Here is a 15,049-nt window from a genome sequence, read left to right as displayed (position 1 = left end):
ATTTCCTGACGAAAGATGTTGTACCAATGATTGATGGTATTGCGATTAAAACCAGTCAGCAAAGCGGTTTTTGAGGCTTCAATATCGGCACAAAAGTGCCGAATAATTTTTTTGAGCTGATATGTGCTTAATTTACTGTTGCATCTCATTTTTCTAGTCTAACAGAATGATTCTGCTAGTCTAGAGCCTATGTAAAAAATTAATTATACTTGGATGAGTGCTAGATAGCAATCGTAGGTGATTGATAAATGTATGTTACTGAGACAGATTTCTGAACGTCCTCTAAATTAGCAAGGGCAGTACTTTGCTGCGGTAAGTGAATTTGTCGGTGCCTTTCAACCAAGAGACATCAAATTTATGCGATGCGGCATCAATGCCGATAATGCGTTGTTTGATAAGATTGCTAATATTTCCTGTGGTTTCCATCGCTATCTTTTGAGTAGGTTTATCTACGTTTCAGTGTCTGTGCACTCAGGTCGGATTCAATTTCCTACTCAACCGGGGGATGTGGATAATACGTTTTTATCCACATAAAGGGAAAGATACAATGTCGGATACTTGTATCCGACATTGCTTGAAGTACCAATTTGTCGGATTCAAGAATCCGATCTACCGAAAATTTTTAAAGGTTACATGTGATAAAGCCAATCTATTCCGCATGTGCGGCTTCGCGGTGGTAATGGCGCAGAGCGTGCTCTTTGCGCCGTCCGCCGGAAAAGGCGGAAACGCGTTTCAGGTAGCCGATGACGCGCGTGCCGTAGTCGATATTGTCCGAGCCGCAGGCAGGGCAGGCGCATAGGGTGCGTTTGTCGATGTGTTCGCAGTCATTGCAGATGGTAATGCGCACGTTGACGCAGAAATAGTTGCAGCCTGTTTTGGCGGCGATATTGAGCAAAGACAGATAGCCGCTTGCCGGTAGGGCTTCATCAAGGTTTAAATGCAGGGCGGATCCGCCGTCCAGCCAGTCAATCAATTCTTTGCCGTGCAGGAGGAATTTGTCTAGGGCATTGATGCTGTCGTCTTCCACGGCGTAAAAATAGGAGTTGTAGCAGTCGCGTTTGACGGCGTAGCCGTCGGCTTTATCCCATTTGGCGTTTTTTACGCCGAGATTTTCCGCCGGCACAAATTCGGTGTTGAATTTGACGCCGTAATGTTTGGAAGCGGCTTGATTGGCTTCAAAGATGGTTTTGAGGCGGCTTTGTACAAATTCTACATATTGCGCATGATAGCCGGCGTGAATGCCTTGGGATTCCGCCGCTTCGACCATGCCGTTGATGCCGATGGTTAAGAATTGTTTGTCGAGTGTGATAAAGCCTGCGTCATAGACCGGCAGCATGCCTGCCGCTTGGTAGTCTTCCATCAGTTTGCGGTAGGCGTATTGATATTGATGAATTTTGGCGACTTCTTGCGCCAAATCGCGTCCGTCTTGTTCAAGACGGTTCATATTGATGCTGATGACGTTGATGGAGCCTGTTGCGACACCGCCCGCGCCCAAGGTATAGGAAAAGCTGCGGTCTTCAACGGCATTGCGCAGGCGGCAGCAGGATGCCAATGAGTCGGGATTATCCGATAGGTACATGAAAAAGGAGTTGCCTTCTGCCAGTTGCTGCGCCAGCATTTGTGCAAAAGGCATGTCTTTGCAGCTGCCTTCGGCGGTAAGCATGGCGGCGGTAACGACAGGGAAGGTTAATAAGGCGCGGCGGCGTTCTTGGTTAAACCAGTTCAGGAAAAATTCCTGTAAGGCGGAGACGCTTTGCCAGTCGGGGCGCGACAAGTCCGGAAAGACGAAGTTGCCGAACATCGCTTCAAAATAATGGCGGTCATATACCGAGATGTTCCAGAATACGCTTTGATAGCCGCGTGCCGCCGCCGGTTGGTTGATGCTATAGACGACTTGCTGTAAGTGATTGGCGATTTCCGCGCGGTGGCTGTGTAAATAATCATCGCCGTAATCTTTGCGGGCGAAATAATCAAAATAGCTGAGAAATTCCACTGTTGCCACTGCGCCGGCAAATTGCGCGCTGATGGCAAAGACCAAATTCACAAAAGAGCCGCAAAAAGAAGCCAGATGTTTGGGTGCATCGGATTCGCCGCCCAATGTGCGTAAACCGTCCAATAAAAAAGGATAGAGCGTTACCGACACGCAATAAGGCTTGAGGCTGGTTTCATCATGCACATAAATTTCATGCGCTTCGATTTGGCGCAAATATTCATCGGCGCAGTCCTGCCCGAATAATTGCGCGATTTTGCCCGATACTTGTGCGCGGTTGATTTGCACAAAGAAATCTTTCATCAGCTCGGCTTCCATCGTGGCGATATTTTTCTGCGTGACATTGGCATTGGCGTCCATCGTCGAGCCGTCGGCGGCATTGTTTGCCGCGATGTAGCGGCGCATAAAATCCAATTTGCCTGCGATTTGCGCATTATCCAAACGAATCACTTTTCCTCCTGTTTAATAAACCGATAAGGTATTGGTATTATAGTCAAAGATTTCAAAAAGAGTTACAGTTTTGATTCATTTTGCTGTACTCTCTATAACGCTCGCAGCTTGATATTTTGTGTCACTTTTTCAATTCTTTGACTATAGCGTTGCGGGCAAGAAACAGATGGTTCAATACCTTGCCGCTGCTGACTTCGATAAAACGCTGATTGCTGCAAGGGCTGTCCAGTCCGCCCAAATCCGCTTTCCAAGGTCCTGTTTTCACATAATCCAAATAGGGCAGCAAAGGCGGCGTCAATTGCTGCAAATCCTCAAGTTCCGCTCCTGTGTAAAGGCAGGTTTTCAAACCCTGCACCCGCGCGATGCGCAGCAATTCCTGCAAGGATTGCGGCCGCCATTCGCCGCCCATAAACAGCAGACAAGTAATGAGTCCGCGATAGATGTGCAGGCGCTGCCGCAAATAATCGGCGCTTAATGCCTGTGCCTGCTGCGGATGCCAAGAATCCGCGCTATGGCAGCCGCGGCAACGCAGCGGACAGCCGGCAATCAAAAAAGCCAAAGAGGTTTCCTGCGGCACTTCCTGCCAGACAATGTTTTCGGAACAGAAAAATAAGGAGTTTTTCACAATATATAGTGTGCTTTGTTTTGTCATGCACAATATACTGTGCCTAAATGTGTCGATTGGCAAGGAGATTTTATTAACTTGGCAATAGATATTAATTAAGCGGCAGATAAAAGAAAGATTTTTTCGAAGAGATTTTTGCGGTTTTTGTCTTTGGCAGATTTTTTTATGTCGGATTCTTGAATGACTAGCTATCTATTTGATAATCATGTTTTTTGATTGCATTTGCAATATTTGAGGCAATAAAAAACCCGCTAAAAAGCGGGTTCACAAGCAGAGTAGGCGAAAATCTTAAGCGGCAATCGCTTTGATTTTGGCATTCACGCGGCTTTTAAGGCGCGCGGCTTTGTTTTTATGAATGAGTCCTTTGCTCGCGGCGCGGTCAAGCAGGCTGACGGCGTATTGGTAGTTGCTGCGTGCAGCGTCCAAATCTTTGGCTTCAATTGCTTTGAGAACTTTTTTCACAGAAGTACGCATTGCAGAACGTTGGCTTGCGTTGCGTGCGCGGGCTTTTTCCGCTTGGCGGACTCGTTTTTTGGCTTGTGCTGAATTTGCCATGAATGCTCCTAATAAAATTAGCTTTTGCTTGAAATTTAAGGCGGCAGATAATGCCTGAATCAGGCAGAAAAGTCAATGTTATTGCCCGACTATCTCAAATAGCGGCATTTTGCGGCGTTTAGAGGAAGGCGGCGCCTGCTCCGCCTGATTTCTATCTGTTTATTTTGCCGGTATCGGCTTGTAATTGCCGGCGCATCCACAGATAATGCCAAAAGTTTACCGTTAATGAGAGGATTATATGTCATACCCAGCTTTGCATCAGGCTTTTGAACGTGCTAAAAAAGTGATTCCCGGCGGGGTGAATTCGCCGGTGCGGGCTTTTGCCAGCGTGGGCGGCGATCCCTTGTTTATCCGCCGCGCCGAAGGGGCTTTTATTCAAGATATTGATGAGACGCGCTATATCGATTATGTCGGCTCCTACGGCCCGATGATTAACGGGCATGCGCATCCCGAGGTAGTCAAAGCGGTGCAGGAAGCGGCAGCTTTGGGCATGAGTTTTGGCGCGCCCACAGAGGCGGAATCGCAATTGGCGGAGATGGTGGTGGCGCGCGTATCGGGTATCGATATGGTGCGGATGTGCAATTCCGGCACCGAGGCGACCATGAGCGCTTTGCGTTTGGCGCGCGCTTTTACCGGACGCGATAAGATTTTGAAATTTGCCGGTTGTTATCACGGGCATTCGGACGGTTTGCTGGTAGCGGCGGGTTCGGGCGCGCTGACTTTCGGCGTGCCGAATTCTCCCGGCGTACCGGCGGCGTTTGCGGCGCAGACCTTAACCGCTGTTTATAACGATGTGGTGGCGTTGGAGCAGGTATTCCAAGCGCAGGGCAGGGAATTGGCGGCGGTGATTGTCGAGCCGATTGCCGGCAATATGAATTGCGTGCCGCCGACGCCTGAATTTCATCAGCGTTTGCGCGCTTTATGCGACGAATACGGCGTCTTATTGATTTGGGACGAGGTCATGACCGGTTTTCGCGTAGCTTACGGCGGTGCGCAGGAATTGTTCGGCATTCAGGCGGATATCCTGACTTTCGGCAAGGTCATCGGCGGCGGTATGCCGGTAGGCGCTTTTGCCGCGCGCGCCGAGATTATGCAGCATTTAGCGCCTTTGGGCGGTGTGTATCAGGCAGGGACTTTGTCGGGTAATCCGGTGGCGATGGCGGCAGGGATTGCCAATTTACGTTTAACTGAGGCGGAAGGCTTTTATCCGCGTTTGGCGGCTTTGACGGCGCGTCTGGCAGAAGGGATTCGCGCTGCCGCACAAGCGCATGCGGTGGATGTGGTGGTCAATCATACTTGCGGCATGCTGGGATTGTTTTTTACGCAAGCGCCGCAGGTGGCGAATTTTGCCGATGTACAAACGGTCGATACGGCGAAATTCGCACGCTTTTTCCATTTGATGCTGGAAGAGGGCGTTTATCTTGCGCCTTCGGCTTATGAGGCTTTGTTCGTCAGCGCGGCGCATACGGAGGAAGTGATTGATGCCACGATTGCCGCCTTTGGGCGCGTCTTCGAGGTCTTGTAGGAGCGGACGATGGATATTGGCAATCTTCGCAAGGATTTTACCGACCATGCGCCGCTGCTGCGCGAGGATTTGGCGGATAATCCTTTTGAGCAGTTTCAGCAATGGCTGGGCGAGGCGATGGCGGCAAAAATAGAGGAGCCGAATGCCTTTGTTCTGGCGACCGTCGATGCGCAGGGCATGCCTTCGCAGCGCACGGTTCTGCTGAAGTTCTTTGATGAGCAGGGTTTTGTTTTTTATACCAATTATCAGAGTGCGAAAGCGCAGGATATTGCGCATAATCCGCAGGTGTCGATGTCCTTTCCTTGGTATGCCTTGCAGCGGCAGGTCAAAATTCAGGGGCGGGCGGAAAAAATCAGCCGCGAACAGTCTTTGAAATATTTTTTAAGCCGTCCTACCGGCAGCCAATTGGGGGCATGGACGTCGCCGCAGAGCAAAATCATCGATTCGCGCGATTTTCTGATGTTGCAATGGCAGAAAATGCGCGAAAAATTTAAAGAAGGGCAAATTCCTTTGCCCGATTTTTGGGGCGGCTACCGCATTTGCGCGGAAAAAATCGAATTCTGGCAGGGGCAGCCGAGCCGCCTGCATGACCGTTTTGAATATCGCCGCCGCGATAATGATTGGGAGATTGTGCGCCTAGCACCCTAAAACTAGGGAGAATACAGATGAATAAAACCGCTGTTTTGCAATTAGTTCAGGATTTTTCGATAGAAACCACGCCGCGCGGGCTGAGTAAATTAGCGCCCTTGGCACAATATCTGCCTGCCCAAACGCGCGTATTCATCACTTTCCTGCCCGGTGCGGCATTTGCCGATACGGTGCAGGCGGCGCAAGAGATTGCGGCGCAGGGATTCATACCCGTCGTGCATGTGGCGGCGCGCAATCTGCAATCGCAGGCAGAATTGCAGGAGGGCTTGGAAACCCTGCAAGCCGGCGGCATTCGCGATTTGCTACTCTTGGCAGGCGGCAGCATCCACACCCGTTCGCCGTTTAAAAATGCGCTGGAGATTTTAGACAGCGGCATTTTGGAACAATTCGACTGGAGCAGCATCGGCTTTGCCGGACATCCCGAGGGGCATCCCGATGTGCAGGCGGAAGAATTGCGCCGCGCCTTGCAAATCAAATGGCAGTATGCCCGCGAATATCCGCGCGAATATTATTTGGCCACGCAATTCTGTTTCCAAGCCGAGCCGGTGATTGCTTGGCGGCAATCCTTATTGGCGGCGGATATTCATTTTCCCCTGCGTTTGGGTGTGGCGGGTTTGGCAAATACCGCCGCCTTGATTCGCCATGCGCAATTATGCGGCGTCGGGCCTTCGATTAATTTCCTGATTAAAAACGCGGGTGTATTCCGCCGTCTGCTGGGCGGCGTAGCGGCACCGGGGCGTTTGGTGGCGGATTTGGCTCAGGCGGTGCAGGACGGCAGTATTGACGAAGACGTGCGCCTGCATTTCTTCCCTTTAGGCGATTTTTCGCGCACCACTGCTTGGATTGCGGCCATTCAAGCCGGAAAATTTTATTCGGATAATCAACAGGGAGTACACATTGAACAATAAACTCGGATGGCTGGCGACGGCTTTCGTATTAAGCGCCTGCGGCACAGGCGCAGGTTTGGATTTGCCGCGTTTGCAGAGCGGAGAAGCCCGTATTTATCATTACAATTGCGCCAATGCTGAAGGCATGGACGTCGAATATGCCCATATGGCGGGCATTTATAGCGCGACAATCAAAATTCTTGACGGCAAAAAGGTGCTGAACCGCGAAACCGATGGCGCCTTCCGTTTAGACGACTGGACGTGGCAAAGCGGCGCCGACGGGCGTTTTGAGCTGAAAGAGGGCGATAAAGTCCTGCGCAGCGCCTGCATCGCCATGAACCAAGCCGCGCCCGACGATAAACGCAGCGTGCGGAAAAATCTCTTCGGCGGCGATGAGGATGCGGGGCGGAAAACGCAGTCGCGGTAGCTTTCGCGGGCATTTCTCGCTATCATAGACGTCCGAATTTCCTCAATATTTAAGGACAGCTATTCATGGCAAGAGTTACCGTAGAAGATTGTTTAGTAGAAGAAAACAACCGCTTTCGTTTGATTTTGGCCGCCAGCGGTCGTGCGCGCGAAATCGCTTTCGGCGCCAGCCCGCTCGTGGCACCGCTCAATGACAAACCCACCGTGATTGCTTTGCGCGAAATCGAAGAAGGACAAAGCAGCATCGCCCAGCTGCTGCAAAAAAATCAAAAAGGCATGTTCTAATCGGGACGCATCATGGCAATCGCGCTGACTTATCAACCCTTTGCAGGACTTACCGGCGCAAACGAATTAATCGCCGCTTGGGAGGTTTTGCGGCAGGAATTAAGCCATTATCTTGATGATGAAACGATTGCCGAAGTCTTGCGCGCCGCCGTCTATGGCGCGCAAGCCCATGAAGGACAAATGCGCCAGTCCGGCGAGCCTTATTTTGTTCATCCGATTGCCGTCAGCAAAATCTTAGCCGCGCAGCGCTTTGATTTGCCTGTCTTGCAGGCGGGCTTGCTGCACGATGTATTAGAAGATACGCCGATTGGCAAAGCGGAAATGGCGCAGGTTTTCGGCGCGGAAGTAACCGCGATTGTCGACGGCGTGTCCAAATTAGACCGCCTCAAAGACCAAGCGCCGCAAGAAGCGCAGGCAGACAGCTTTAAGAAAATGCTGGTGGCGATGACCGATGATCCGCGCGTGATTATCATCAAACTCGCCGACCGCCTGCATAATATGCAGACCCTCGGCGCGCTGCGTCCCGACAAGCGCATTCGCAAAGCCCGCGAAACCTTGGATGTCTATGCTTCGATTGCGGGACGCTTAGGCTTGTTCTATTTTCGTATGCAATTGGAAGATTTGGCATTTTCTCATTTGCATCCTTGGCGTTACGCCGTCTTGCAAAAGCATTATCAGCAGCGCTTTGCCAATAAAACCGTGATTAACCGCCTGCGGCAGGAAATACAGCCGCAATTGATGCGTTTAAATATCCAAGCCAGCATTACCAAGCGGCAGCGCCATTTATGGGGCGTGTATTTGCGTATGAAGCGCAAGCAGAGTTTTGACGAGGCCTGCCGCACCATTCCCGTGCGCATCATCACGCAAAGCGAAGACGATTGTTATCGCATTTTGGGCGTGCTGCACAAATCCTGCCGCCCGATTTCGGGCAAATTCGAAGATTATATCGCCGCGCCGAAAAGCAACGGCTACCGCTCTTTGCACAGCAGCGTTTTGATGAAAACCGGCGGCGCCGTGCTCAATGTGCAAATCCGTACCCGCGATATGCACAGTTTGGCGGAAACGGGGATTATCGCCGTCTGGCATCAGCATTTGAAAAATCTCTCTTTGCGCAATGAACATCATAATGTGGTTGCGGAAAAATACATGCGCGACTGGCTGTCGCGGCTGCGCGAAGTGCAAAACATCACGGACGACCCTTTGGAATTTTACGATGCGGTCAAAAAAGAGCTGAGTTCCGGCGATATTCATGTTTATACGCCGACAGGGCAAATCATTGATTTGCCGCATGGCGCCACGCCTGTGGATTTTGCCTATGCTATTCATTCGGAAATCGGCAATCATTGCGTGGGTGCGAAAGTCAACGGACTGCCGTATGCGATTTTCCGTCCTCTGCAAAGCGCGCAAACCGTCGAAATTATTACCGATTCGCAGGCACATCCGCATGCCGGCTGGCTGCAATTCGTGGTCACCGCCAAAGCGCGGGCGGGCGTGAATCATCATTTGCGCAGTCTGGAGAAAAAAGAAGCGCGGACTTTGGGCATGCATTTGCTGGATGCGGCTTTGCACGAATTCGGCAGCGACTATGCGGTGGTGGAAAAAGAATTAGCCGCCTATGCCAAGATGCAGTCGATTGAAATCAATGAGTTATTAGATGATATTGCCTATGGGCGCAAGCAGTCGGGTCTGATTGCCGCCGCCTTATTGGGCAAGGCGAAAAGCGAGCTGGGGCAGGAGCAGGTCTTGTATGTGCATAGCGCCTTAGACAGCGGCGTCTATTTGGGCGAATGCTGTCATCCCCTGAATCAGGATGCGATTATCGGACATATTGAACGTGGCAAAGGCATTCAAATTCACCGCCGCGATTGCGTTTTGGCGAAAGTCAGCGACGGACAGGGTTGGTTACGCGCCGAATGGGCGGAAGATGTGCACGGCATTTTCAACAGCAAATTGACCTTTGTGGTGCAGGACCGTCCAAAAATGCTCTCGCAAGTGGCGCAAATCATCGGCGATTGCGGCAGCAATATCACGGATTTGCAATTGGAACGCTTGGGGCATTGCAATGATCAGCGGCGCTTTATTATGAAATTGGAAGTACAGGGTTTGGAGCAGTTGGAAAAGATTATGCAGCAATTGCGCTTGATTGACGGTATCAGCCAGATTGAGCGCGTCTAAACAAGGAGAAATGTATGTTTGAGAAGCAGATTATTCAAAGCGATAAAGCGCCGAAAGCGATTGGTCCTTACTCCCAAGCGGTGCGCGTGGGCGATTTGGTTTTTGTATCGGGACAAATTCCGCTCGACCCGAATAGCGGCGAATTGGTCGGCGGAGATTTCAAAGCCCAAGCTGAGCAAGTGATTGATAATCTTGCCGCGATTTGCCAAGCGGCGGGCGGCGATTTAAGCAATATCGTGAAATTGAATGTGTATCTGACGGATTTAAGCCGCTTTGCCGAATTTAACGAAGTGATGAATGCGCGCTTTGTCGCCCCTTATCCCGCGCGTGCGGCGCTGGGTATCAGCGCTTTGCCCAAAGGCGCACAGGTGGAAGCGGAAGCGGTGCTTGCGCTTGCTTAATAATGCTGGATTTTGACGACAGTCTGCAATCCGCCTTAGGTCTGAGTGATGCCCTCACTCAGACTTTTTTACGTGCGGGTCTGCACCGCGTGCGCGATGTCTTGCTGACCTTGCCGCTGCGCTATGAAGACCGCTCGCATCTCACGCCGGTCGCCGCTTTGCGCGACGGGCAAACGGCACTGGTGCATGGTTATGTGCAGCGCTGCCAAATTCAGGAAGGTCGCCGCCGCTTGCTGCGTGTGGAGATTAAAGACGATAGCGGCGATGTCTTCCGCTTGGTGTATTTTCGTTTTTACCCTAGTCAAATCAAACCGTTTCGCGAAAACCGCCGCGGCTTGTTTTACGGCAAAGTCGCCTACAGCCCCTACGGCTATGATATGGCGCATCCTGAAATCACATGGTTGGACGAGGGCGATGTGGTGCAATTGCCCGACAGTTTGCAGGCGGTCTATCCCAGCGTGAAAGGCTTAAGCCAAATGCGTTGGCGGCAAGCGGTACATCAGCTCTTAGCGCAATTGCCGCCTGAACCGCAGAACCCTTTAAGCGCGGCGGGTTACTGGGATTTTGCCCGCGCTTTACATGCCCTGCATCAGCCCTCATTGGCGGAGGTCTTGCCCCGTCCCGATGACCATCAGCATCCTGCAAAAAAACGCTTGATTATCGAAGAATTAGCCGCGCATCAATTGTCTTTACACAATGCCCGTGCGCAATTGCGCCGCCTGCCTGCGCCCGCCCTGCCGGCGGACAGTCCTTTAGTGCAGCGTTTTTTGCAAAGCCTGCCTTTTCAGCTCACAGAGGCGCAAGCGCGTGTATATCAGGAAATTGCCGCCGATATGGCGCGCCCTGTGCCGATGCTGCGTCTGGTGCAGGGCGATGTCGGTTCGGGCAAAACGGTGATTGCCCTACTGGCTTGCTTGCAGGCGGTGGCAGCCGGTAAACAGGCCGTCTTTATGGCGCCGACGGAGCTTTTAGCCGAACAACATGCGCAAAATATGCAGCGTTTGCTGGCGGATTTGCCGCTGTGCAGCGTTTTGCTGGTCAGCAAATTACGCGCCAAAGAAAAGCGGCAAATATTGGCGGAGATTGCGGCAGGCGAAGCGCATCTGATTATCGGCACCCATGCCGTCTTCCAAGAACAGGTGCAATATCAGGATTTGGCTTTGGTGGCGGTGGATGAGCAGCACCGCTTTGGCGTGCATCAACGTCTGCAATTGCAGGAAAAAGCCGCCGCGGGGCGGGCGGTGCATCAATTGGTGCTGACCGCCACGCCGATTCCGCGCACCCTCGCCATGAGCGCTTACGGCGAATTGGATACCTCGATTATCGATGTATTACCGGCAGGACGGCAGCCGATTCGCACCTCCGTAATGAGCAATGCGCGCCGCGACGAGCTGATTGCCAGAGTGGGCGCCGCTTGTCGCCAAGGCGCGCAAGCCTATTGGGTCTGTCCGCTGATTGAAGAATCGGAAGTCTTGGAATGCGAAAACGCTGAGGCGGTGAGCGCCCATATCCAAGCCCTCCTGCCCGATGTGCGCGTGGCATTGGTGCACGGGCGGATAGAGAGCAAAGAACGCAGCGAGACTATGCGGCGCTTTGCGGCGTCGGAGATTGATTTATTAGTCGCCACTACCGTGATAGAAGTAGGCGTGGATGTGCCGAATGCTTCGCTGATGGTTATTGAAAACGCCGAACGTTTCGGACTCTCGCAATTGCACCAATTGCGCGGACGGGTAGGGCGCGGCAGCGTGCAATCGGACTGCATCTTGATGTATCAAGCACCTTTGGGCGAGACCGCCAAACGCCGCCTGAATATAATGCGCGACAGTACGGACGGCTTTCGTATCGCCGAAGAGGATTTGTGCATTCGCGGCGCGGGAGAATTGCTCGGCACGCGGCAGACCGGCGCATTGGGTTTGAAAATCGCCGATATTGAACGCGACCAAGCCTTGCTTGCTGAAGCGGAGCACATCGCTAGTGCATTCGAAGGCAGCGATTATGCCGCAATCCTTCTGGCACGCTGGATTGGGAAAAATACAGAGTATTTGAAGGTCTAGACGCACTGCTGCGGATATGGGGGCAATGCTCAGACACAGACGTTAAGCCTTTTAAAACCTATCTAAATCAACAGTATTTGTTTTGAAAAAATGTTTTTGAAAAAATGTTTTTGAAAAAAATCTCATGATAAATGCTGATAAAGCTAGTTTTTTATTATTATTTTGATAATATACAGCTCTTCTTACAATAAACGAAGGAAAAAACGATGGGTGAGAAAGAAAAAAGCATAGCGGATAATCCGGCAATCGCAGAGGTCAATCAATTGGTGGAAAACGCCTTGCGGGCTTTGGAAAAGTTCAGCGTTTTTACGCAGGAACAGGTGGATTATATTGTGGCGAAGGCTTCGGTGGCGGCTTTGGATCAGCACGGTGTGTTGGCGATGCATGCGCATGAGGAAACCGGACGCGGCGTGTTTGAGGATAAGGCGACGAAGAATTTGTTTGCCTGCGAGCATGTGGTCAATAACATGCGGCATTTGAAAACTGCGGGTGTTATTAGCGAAAACGAGGTTACGGGGATTGTGGAAATCGCCGATCCTGTGGGCGTGGTCTGCGGGATTACGCCGACTACGAATCCGACTTCAACGGTAATTTTCAAGGCATTGATTGCATTGAAAACGCGCAATCCGATTGTTTTTGCCTTCCATCCTTCGGCGCAGGAAAGCTCGGCGCATGCGGCGCGGATTGTGTATGAGGCGGCAGTAAAGGCGGGTGCGCCCGAGCATTGCGTGCAGTGGATTAGCAAGCCGTCTATGGAAGGCACGAATGCTTTGATGAATCATGAGGGCGTGGCGACGATTTTAGCCACCGGCGGCAATGCGATGGTTAAGGCGGCTTATTCTTGCGGCAAACCGGCTTTAGGCGTGGGGGCGGGAAATGTACCGGCTTATGTGGAAAAATCGGCGGATATCCGCCAAGCGGCGCATGATATCGTGATGTCCAAAGCTTTTGACAACGGCATGGTCTGCGCCAGTGAGCAAAGCGCGATTATCGATAAGGAAATTTACAAAGATTTCCTGCAAGAATTGGAAAGCTATGGCGCGTATAAGGTCAGTAAACAAGAAAAAGCCTTGTTGGAAAAATTTATTTTCGGTGTGAATGCCAACAGCGAGAATTGCGCGGGCGCGAAATTAAATGCCAATGTAGTAGGCAAACCGGCGCGCTGGATTGCCGAGCAGGCGGGCTTTAGCGTGCCTGAGCGGACGGTGATTTTACTGGCGGAATGCGCCGATATCGGCGAAGCCGAACCCTTAACGCGCGAGAAATTGGCGCCGGTGCTGGCTTTGGTGCGTGCTAATAACCGCGAACAGGGCATCAAATTAGCGGCGCAGTCGGTGGAATTTTACGGCTTGGGGCATTCCGCTGCGATTCATACTAAAGACGCGCAATTGGCGAAAGATTTCGGTCAGGCGGTGAAAGCGGTGCGCGTATTATGGAATTCGCCTTCGACTTTCGGCGGTATCGGCGATATTTATAATGCCTTATTGCCTTCATTAACCTTGGGTTGCGGCTCTTATGGCAGAAACTCGGTAAGCAATAATGTCAGTGCTGTGAATTTATTGAATATCAAACGTGTTGCCCGTCGGAGAAACAATATGCAATGGTTTAAAGTCCCGCCAAAAATTTATTTTGAACGCGATTCGATTCAATACATCAAATCGATGAAAGATTGCGAGCGCGTGGTAATTGTCAGCGACAGAACCATGGTTAATCTCGGTATCGTAACCAAAATTACCGACCAATTAGCCCAACGGCGCAATAAAGTGACTTATCAACTTTTTGCTGATGTCGAGTCTGATCCGAGTTTGGCGACCGTGCAAAAAGGCGCAGACCTCATTAAGAGTTTCGAGCCCGATACGATTATCGCGGTCGGTGGCGGTTCGGTCATGGATGCGGCGAAAATCATGTGGTTATTCTACGAGCAGCCGGAAGTGGATTTCCGTGATTTGGTGCAAAAATTCATGGATATCCGCAAACGCGCTTTCAAATTCCCGCAATTGGGGCATAAATGCAAATATATCGGCATTCCCACCACTTCGGGAACCGGCTCGGAAGTGACGCCTTTTGCCGTGATTAGCGACGGCGATAAAAAATATCCTTTGGCGGATTATGCGCTGACGCCGACCGTCGCCATTGTCGATCCGGCATTGACGCTGACCGTGCCGCCGAAGGTCATCGCTGATTCGGGCTATGATGTGCTGGTGCATGCGACTGAAGCCTATGTTTCTGTTTTGGCAAACGATTTTACAGACGGCTTGGCGTTGCAGGCGATTAAATTGGTCTTCCAATATCTGGAACGTTCGGTGAAAAACGGGCCGGAAGATTTTGAAGCCAAAGAAAAAATGCACAATGCTTCTACCATTGCCGGCATGGCATTTGCCAATGCTTTCTTAGGCATCACGCACTCAATGGCGCATAAAATCGGCGGACGCTTCCATACCGTGCATGGGCGCACCAATGCCATTTTAATGCCTTATGTCATTACCTATAACGGACAGCGTCCGACTAAAACTTCCAGTTGGCCGAAATACGAACGCTACAAAGCCGATGAAAAATATCAAGATATCGCGCGCGTTTTGGGTTTGCCTGCCGCAACGCCGGCGGAAGCGGTGCAATCTTATGCCCGTGCTTGCCGCGAATTGGCGGTCAAAATCGGTATTCAGCCTTCACTGCGCGAGCAAGGCATTGATGAGCAGGAATTCCTCAAAGCTATACCTGAATTGGCGCTGCTTGCTTATGAAGACCAGTGTTCGCCGGCCAATCCGCGTCTTGCGATGGTTAAAGACATGGAAGCCATCTTGAGAAAAGCCTACTACGGAGACGAAGATTTCTTTGTCGGCTAGAATAGAAATACGAAAGGCACCTTATAAGGTGCCTTTTTATATTTTTCGGGCAAAGGGACATTTTAGGTGCTAAAAAGTTTGAAAAGCCTTATTCTGTAAGGCTTTTAGCGAGGTCAAAAGCTTTGAACACAAAAAATGCTTTTTCTGTGGCTCAAAACAGGTCAAAAAAGATGGCAGACAAAATC

Annotated in this window: 13 protein-coding genes; 9 read left to right on the top strand and 4 right to left on the bottom strand. The window is 51.2% G+C overall.

The window, feature by feature from the left end:
- Window positions 1-282 precede the first annotated feature (282 nt).
- The 4 genes from ACJHVI_RS09055 to rpsT all read right to left on the bottom strand — a co-directional run bounded on the left by ACJHVI_RS09055 (window position 283) and on the right by rpsT (window position 3,620).
- On the bottom strand, window positions 283-426 hold the full coding sequence (locus ACJHVI_RS09055) for a hypothetical protein (RefSeq protein ID WP_483184415.1): 144 nt from the start codon (window positions 424-426) through the stop codon (window positions 283-285).
- A gap of 223 nt (window positions 427-649) precedes the next feature.
- Complete coding sequence (nrdD, locus tag ACJHVI_RS09050) at window positions 650-2,440, bottom strand: anaerobic ribonucleoside-triphosphate reductase (protein ID WP_483184414.1); 1,791 nt, start codon at window positions 2,438-2,440, stop codon at window positions 650-652.
- Window positions 2,441-2,561: 121 nt separating this feature from the next.
- A complete protein-coding gene (nrdG, locus tag ACJHVI_RS09045) occupies window positions 2,562-3,092 on the bottom strand; it encodes an anaerobic ribonucleoside-triphosphate reductase activating protein (protein WP_483184413.1) in 531 nt (176 codons plus the stop codon).
- A gap of 261 nt (window positions 3,093-3,353) precedes the next feature.
- Window positions 3,354-3,620 carry a 30S ribosomal protein S20 gene (rpsT, locus tag ACJHVI_RS09040; RefSeq protein WP_115217540.1) on the bottom strand — a complete coding sequence of 89 codons (267 nt, stop codon included), beginning with the start codon at window positions 3,618-3,620 and terminating at the stop codon, window positions 3,354-3,356.
- A gap of 238 nt (window positions 3,621-3,858) precedes the next feature.
- Here rpsT and hemL point away from each other — a divergent pair, with 238 nt between their 5' ends.
- The 9 genes from hemL (at window position 3,859) to adhE (ending at window position 14,864) form a co-directional block, all read left to right on the top strand.
- Window positions 3,859-5,145 carry a glutamate-1-semialdehyde 2,1-aminomutase gene (gene hemL / locus ACJHVI_RS09035; protein WP_483184412.1) on the top strand — a complete coding sequence of 429 codons (1,287 nt, stop codon included), beginning with the start codon at window positions 3,859-3,861 and terminating at the stop codon, window positions 5,143-5,145.
- Between the two features lie 9 nt (window positions 5,146-5,154).
- Window positions 5,155-5,793, top strand: a complete 639-nt coding sequence (gene pdxH / locus ACJHVI_RS09030) for a pyridoxamine 5'-phosphate oxidase (RefSeq protein ID WP_483184411.1) — start codon at window positions 5,155-5,157, stop codon at window positions 5,791-5,793.
- 17 nt (window positions 5,794-5,810) lie between these two features.
- Window positions 5,811-6,701, top strand: a complete 891-nt coding sequence (locus ACJHVI_RS09025) for a methylenetetrahydrofolate reductase (protein WP_483184410.1) — start codon at window positions 5,811-5,813, stop codon at window positions 6,699-6,701.
- The gene (locus ACJHVI_RS09020; RefSeq protein ID WP_483184409.1) at window positions 6,691-7,107 is read left to right on the top strand and encodes a hypothetical protein; all 417 of its coding nucleotides are present in this window, start codon (window positions 6,691-6,693) and stop codon (window positions 7,105-7,107) included. Before ACJHVI_RS09025 ends, ACJHVI_RS09020 begins: the two co-directional genes overlap by 11 nt.
- Window positions 7,108-7,172: 65 nt before the next feature.
- On the top strand, window positions 7,173-7,391 hold the full coding sequence (gene rpoZ / locus ACJHVI_RS09015) for a DNA-directed RNA polymerase subunit omega (RefSeq protein WP_115217535.1): 219 nt from the start codon (window positions 7,173-7,175) through the stop codon (window positions 7,389-7,391).
- Between the two features lie 12 nt (window positions 7,392-7,403).
- On the top strand, window positions 7,404-9,566 hold the full coding sequence (locus ACJHVI_RS09010) for a RelA/SpoT family protein (RefSeq protein WP_483184408.1): 2,163 nt from the start codon (window positions 7,404-7,406) through the stop codon (window positions 9,564-9,566).
- 14 nt (window positions 9,567-9,580) lie between these two features.
- Entirely contained in the window at window positions 9,581-9,967 is a 387-nt protein-coding gene (locus ACJHVI_RS09005) for a RidA family protein (protein WP_483184407.1), read from the top strand.
- A 2-nt stretch (window positions 9,968-9,969) separates the two neighbouring features.
- Window positions 9,970-12,021: an ATP-dependent DNA helicase RecG gene (gene recG, locus ACJHVI_RS09000; RefSeq protein WP_483184406.1), complete on the top strand. Its 2,052-nt coding sequence runs from the start codon at window positions 9,970-9,972 to the stop codon at window positions 12,019-12,021.
- Window positions 12,022-12,227: 206 nt separating this feature from the next.
- Window positions 12,228-14,864: a bifunctional acetaldehyde-CoA/alcohol dehydrogenase gene (adhE, locus tag ACJHVI_RS08995; protein ID WP_483184405.1), complete on the top strand. Its 2,637-nt coding sequence runs from the start codon at window positions 12,228-12,230 to the stop codon at window positions 14,862-14,864.
- Window positions 14,865-15,049: the final 185 nt, after the last annotated feature.

The sequence above is a fragment of the Suttonella sp. genome (assembly GCF_056855035.1).
This window is presented reverse-complemented; position numbering and strand designations above follow the sequence as displayed.

Coding starts and splice junctions, on each gene's coding strand:
- ACJHVI_RS09055 (WP_483184415.1), bottom strand. CDS start 426: ATGGAAACCACAGGAAATATTAGCAATCTTATCAAACAACGCATTATC.
- nrdG (WP_483184413.1), bottom strand. CDS start 3,092: ATGACAAAACAAAGCACACTATATATTGTGAAAAACTCCTTATTTTTC.
- rpsT (WP_115217540.1), bottom strand. CDS start 3,620: ATGGCAAATTCAGCACAAGCCAAAAAACGAGTCCGCCAAGCGGAAAAA.
- hemL (WP_483184412.1), top strand. CDS start 3,859: ATGTCATACCCAGCTTTGCATCAGGCTTTTGAACGTGCTAAAAAAGTG.
- pdxH (WP_483184411.1), top strand. CDS start 5,155: ATGGATATTGGCAATCTTCGCAAGGATTTTACCGACCATGCGCCGCTG.
- ACJHVI_RS09025 (WP_483184410.1), top strand. CDS start 5,811: ATGAATAAAACCGCTGTTTTGCAATTAGTTCAGGATTTTTCGATAGAA.
- rpoZ (WP_115217535.1), top strand. CDS start 7,173: ATGGCAAGAGTTACCGTAGAAGATTGTTTAGTAGAAGAAAACAACCGC.
- ACJHVI_RS09010 (WP_483184408.1), top strand. CDS start 7,404: ATGGCAATCGCGCTGACTTATCAACCCTTTGCAGGACTTACCGGCGCA.
- ACJHVI_RS09005 (WP_483184407.1), top strand. CDS start 9,581: ATGTTTGAGAAGCAGATTATTCAAAGCGATAAAGCGCCGAAAGCGATT.
- recG (WP_483184406.1), top strand. CDS start 9,970: ATGCTGGATTTTGACGACAGTCTGCAATCCGCCTTAGGTCTGAGTGAT.
- adhE (WP_483184405.1), top strand. CDS start 12,228: ATGGGTGAGAAAGAAAAAAGCATAGCGGATAATCCGGCAATCGCAGAG.